The sequence below is a fragment of the Paenibacillus sp. E194 genome, from assembly GCF_000935845.1.
Classification (GTDB): domain Bacteria; phylum Bacillota; class Bacilli; order Paenibacillales; family Paenibacillaceae; genus Paenibacillus_B; species Paenibacillus_B alvei_B.
Genome location: NZ_JMDX01000376.1, coordinates 1 through 3,963, shown reverse-complemented (window position 1 = coordinate 3,963; position 3,963 = coordinate 1). Strand labels below are relative to the sequence as shown.

The following is a 3,963-nucleotide window of genomic DNA, read 5'->3' as shown; positions in this document are numbered from 1 at the left end:
TTCAAAATGTCATATCAATGTAAACAAATTGTAGCATCCTTATTTTGAAGAGTTAAGATAAATTAATTGGGAGGAAAAAGTATGAGTCGTGAAAAAGTGAAAGATGAAATTATTGCAGAAGTCGTAGAACATATTAGAGAGTTGATATGTTTTTGGGAATCAACCAACAAAAACTCATTAGATAAGTTGAATGGATTGGCATTCTCTATCTTGGCAGCTCTAGACGGATCTGCGGACGCGCTTCCTAGTTTTATAATCGCCCCAAGACCTCATCCAGAAGATAAACAATTTAATATTAAAAAGGGGATCAACTATTATCCTGAAAATCATTTGTTAGATGAAGTAATTAAGGCAGATATAGCAGGAGAATTACATGAGAATTTTTACAGGGTGCGAGAGGGAAGTGTTGATAATATTGTCAAAAAAGGTAATAGAAGACTTGAGGAGCTGCATAAGCAACTACTCAAGAAATAATAAAACAATTCATTTATTGTGAAGTCTGCAAGTGAAACAGTTGAAGTGGTGAAAGGCTTTCAACCTGATAATTTAAGGGAGTCAAATTGCATGAAAAAGAAAATAATTGGGGGTATTCTAGCCGTTTTGATTGTGGCGATAATATTGCAAGTACCTAATAACCTTCGATATAAGCTAGAAAGTACTTTTGGGAATCCGCATACTTATTTTTATAGTGTGGGTGTAGGTATGCTGCTTAATGAAGTTGGTGGTGCATATGATGAGGAGTTCAGTTTAGACGAACAACCAAGTGCCCACATTAACCTTTCTCAGCACAGTAGCAGTAAAGTTGATTTATATTTATACGGTAAGTATGTAAATAGTGCTGATCCTCTGGTAGTGATTTTAAATGATAAAGTGATTTATAACGGGCAACCAGAAAAAGAAATGGTCAGTTTCTATTCAACAGATTACATAAAAAAGCACTTCATTGTTAAATTATCTGTTGCAATTCGAAATGGAAATAATAAACTCGTTGTCTCGACAGGTGAGGCGACTAAACAATATAACTTAATGATCGTAAAATGAGTATTTTATTTAAAGCATATTAGGATCCTAATACGATAAGGGGAGTCTGTTATGGGATACTCTAAGAAATGGCAGGAGATACTTGAGAATGTTTGTGATTTTGAAGATAGAACATTTATGAACAGAGTTTGGTTCCGGGGGCACAGCAACTCTTCATATCAATTAAAATCTGGACTCTTTAGAGAAATTCACAATGATCTTTTGAGTTACTTGTTCATTGAAGCTGGAAACTATTCAGGGTTTAGAAACTTAGGTTCTCATCTTTATAACGAACTTAGAGACTGGGAACTGCTCTTTCTAATGCAACACCATGGTGTTAAAACTAGACTTCTTGACTGGTCAGAGTCATTTGCGGTAGCCGTATTTTTTGCATGTGCGACTTGGAATAATAGCAATAGTTGCGCGAGAATATGGATGCTCGATCCAGCCGAATTAAATCGATTATCTATTGATACGCCAAATGCGGTGAATGTAAATTCAATTGGTCGGTATGAAGAATGTTTACAAGATTTTTCATTAATTTCGAATAAATCAATTGCAATATACCCTCCAAGAAACAACAGTAGAATTTCGCGACAGCGAGGAACATTTACTCTACAAGGTAATACATTATTGTCTTTAGATGAAGAGTTTAATGGTGAACTAATCAAATCAAATGCACTGACATACATTGATCTTCCACCAGAAGTTAAAAATGATGCAATAAGATATTTAAATCATTGTGGGCTTAACTATTTTTCATTGTTTCCTGACTTGGAGGGGCTTGCAAAATACGTTAATGAAAGTAGTTCGAGAAACAATGATATGAGACTAAATAGCAGAGGCGTGCCTAACTTTAATAATGAAGAGATAAGACAAATGTACTTCGCTGATAAAAACACTGTAAAGTAATTAATCAATAGAGCCAATTAATTTGAAGAGTAGGAGATGGTCACGAGTGGATAGTAGCTCAATCATAACGTTCATATCTTCAGCCGCTTTTGCTGCAATAGTATCTGGGATTGTGGCGACTCGTACAAATAATAAAAACATGGCTTTGAAGTACATAACAGAAGAACGAGCAACTTGGAGAAAAAATGTAAAAGAAATAGCTGCTAAAATATATTCTCAGAACATAGATAATAAACAGCAATTGAAGGAGCTAACCGCACAACTAATTCTAAATCTAAACCCACTTGATGAACAAGATAATACTCTGGATAAGAAAATCATAGAGTTATTGAAGACAATTGAAAAGGGAGACCCTAGTCAGCGTGTTTTAGATGATTTCCGTGATTGTGTAGGCATTCTGTTGAAACATGACTGGGAAAGATCTAAAGATGAAGCAAAGTCTTTCATCAATAAAGAGGATAGTACAAAATTGAAAAGAAGAACGTTGGGTAATTACTATATTGGAAAACCTCAGAACATGGAGGTTAACGAGTAATGTTTTAGCTGGAGAATTGGTTAAAGGGACAAAAACAATCGACTGAAAATTTTGAGGGTATTATCAAGAATTGTATAAGACATGCACAGAATAAGCATTGAAAATCATCTCGCTTTGAATCCTTTTGAAGATAATTAAACAATTCATTTATTATGAGGTGGGGAAACTTGTTCTGGAGAAAGAAAAAACAGAAAGAATCAGTAACTAATTCAACTGATTATACCGGATTTCTCTTCGTTCAGGCATTGGAAGTATCAGATACTTATTATCAAGCGTTAGTGAAAAATATACCCGATCATCCATTAGTTATGGATAAGGAAAATCATTGGTATTTTTATTTCGCAATAGCTGCTTCTATGGTCGGAATTCTAGATCAAAGGGAAAGTTATGAGGAGAAATACTTATCGTTGATGAGACGAATTGGTGAGTGGCATGATTATGGTTTGGAAGTGTCAGAAGATTTCAATAATTATCTTAAGAACAGTAGACAACTCTCAGAAGACATAAACAAATTAAATGTTGTTATAGCACAATGGCTTTACTTCAACGTAAAGGAGACAATAGAGATTGTAGATGAAGAAATTGAGCCGTTTATTTTGGCAGGACAGTTTATAGTCGATAACTTCTTCGCTTGGTTCTCCAAGAATGAAGTAGATTAAGTATTTTTAAAGGAGAACATTTCACCCGTATATTTTCAATAAATATATAGTAAATCGATCAATAATTACTTAAATTTGACAAATATAGTATATAATATATCTATAATATTAAAGCGATTAGTACATTCGAACAAATATGAGTGTATTGCCGACTACTGTTTAGTAGTTGGCTTTTTATCGTTTATATCTATTAAGGAGGAAATAACATGGTTCAAGACAGCATACTAAAAGAGGAGTACAGATTAATGAGAATTAAGAAAAGGATCAAGTTACGAGAGATAGCTGAATATGTAGGATGTGAATTATCACATGTGAGCAATTGGGAACGAGGGAAAGTCAACTTTTCAAAGAAGAGATTGCAAAAGTATATTGACTTTGTAACGGGGTGGTCTGTATGAGTTTATGTATTTTAGCTAATAATCCTGGAAATTATGTTGTTCTCGCATCCGATGGGAGAGTAACAAGAAATAATGATATTGTTAGAGATGATTTTAAGAAGTTAACCAAGATAAATGAATATGTTTCAATATTTACATCTGGTATTGTTATGTGTTCAGAGGATTTGAGAAACTCAATTATGTTACAAGCTAAAGAGAAGAATATTGAAGAGATTGCGTTAATAGCTAGTAAAGAAAGCCTACGCATACATCGCCAATTTTTCAATGACTATCCTGATTACTTTAAAGATAATGATTCAGCGGCTATGGCAACACTAATAGCTTATTTTGATGTGGACAAAAATGAAAGCGGATACATAAAACTTTGCAAAAGTGATGATTATAGCCCCCATAAAGTTACTACATCAACAGTACAAACAAGTGGTTATATGCAAGATAT

The 3,963-nt window shown here is 33.8% G+C and carries 7 protein-coding genes; all 7 read left to right on the top strand.

Going from position 1 to position 3,963, the window contains the following annotated elements:
- Positions 1-81 precede the first annotated feature (81 nt).
- On the top strand, positions 82-474 hold the full coding sequence (locus AZ66_RS27655; RefSeq protein WP_044357847.1) for a hypothetical protein: 393 nt from the start codon (positions 82-84) through the stop codon (positions 472-474).
- Positions 475-564: 90 nt separating this feature from the next.
- Positions 565-1,041: a hypothetical protein gene (locus tag AZ66_RS27650; protein WP_044357846.1), complete on the top strand. Its 477-nt coding sequence runs from the start codon at positions 565-567 to the stop codon at positions 1,039-1,041.
- 51 nt (positions 1,042-1,092) lie between these two features.
- The gene (locus tag AZ66_RS27645) at positions 1,093-1,932 is read left to right on the top strand and encodes an FRG domain-containing protein (protein WP_044357845.1); all 840 of its coding nucleotides are present in this window, start codon (positions 1,093-1,095) and stop codon (positions 1,930-1,932) included.
- A 46-nt stretch (positions 1,933-1,978) separates the two neighbouring features.
- Positions 1,979-2,467, top strand: a complete 489-nt coding sequence (locus tag AZ66_RS27640) for a hypothetical protein (protein ID WP_044357844.1) — start codon at positions 1,979-1,981, stop codon at positions 2,465-2,467.
- A gap of 167 nt (positions 2,468-2,634) precedes the next feature.
- Positions 2,635-3,126, top strand: a complete 492-nt coding sequence (locus AZ66_RS27635; RefSeq protein WP_044357843.1) for a hypothetical protein — start codon at positions 2,635-2,637, stop codon at positions 3,124-3,126.
- A 206-nt stretch (positions 3,127-3,332) separates the two neighbouring features.
- Positions 3,333-3,524, top strand: a complete 192-nt coding sequence (locus AZ66_RS27630) for a helix-turn-helix domain-containing protein (RefSeq protein ID WP_044357842.1) — start codon at positions 3,333-3,335, stop codon at positions 3,522-3,524.
- Positions 3,521-3,963, top strand: a 443-nt coding sequence (locus AZ66_RS27625; RefSeq protein ID WP_044357841.1) for a hypothetical protein, incomplete at its 3' end; no start/stop codon positions are given. The genes AZ66_RS27630 and AZ66_RS27625, both read left to right, overlap by 4 nt.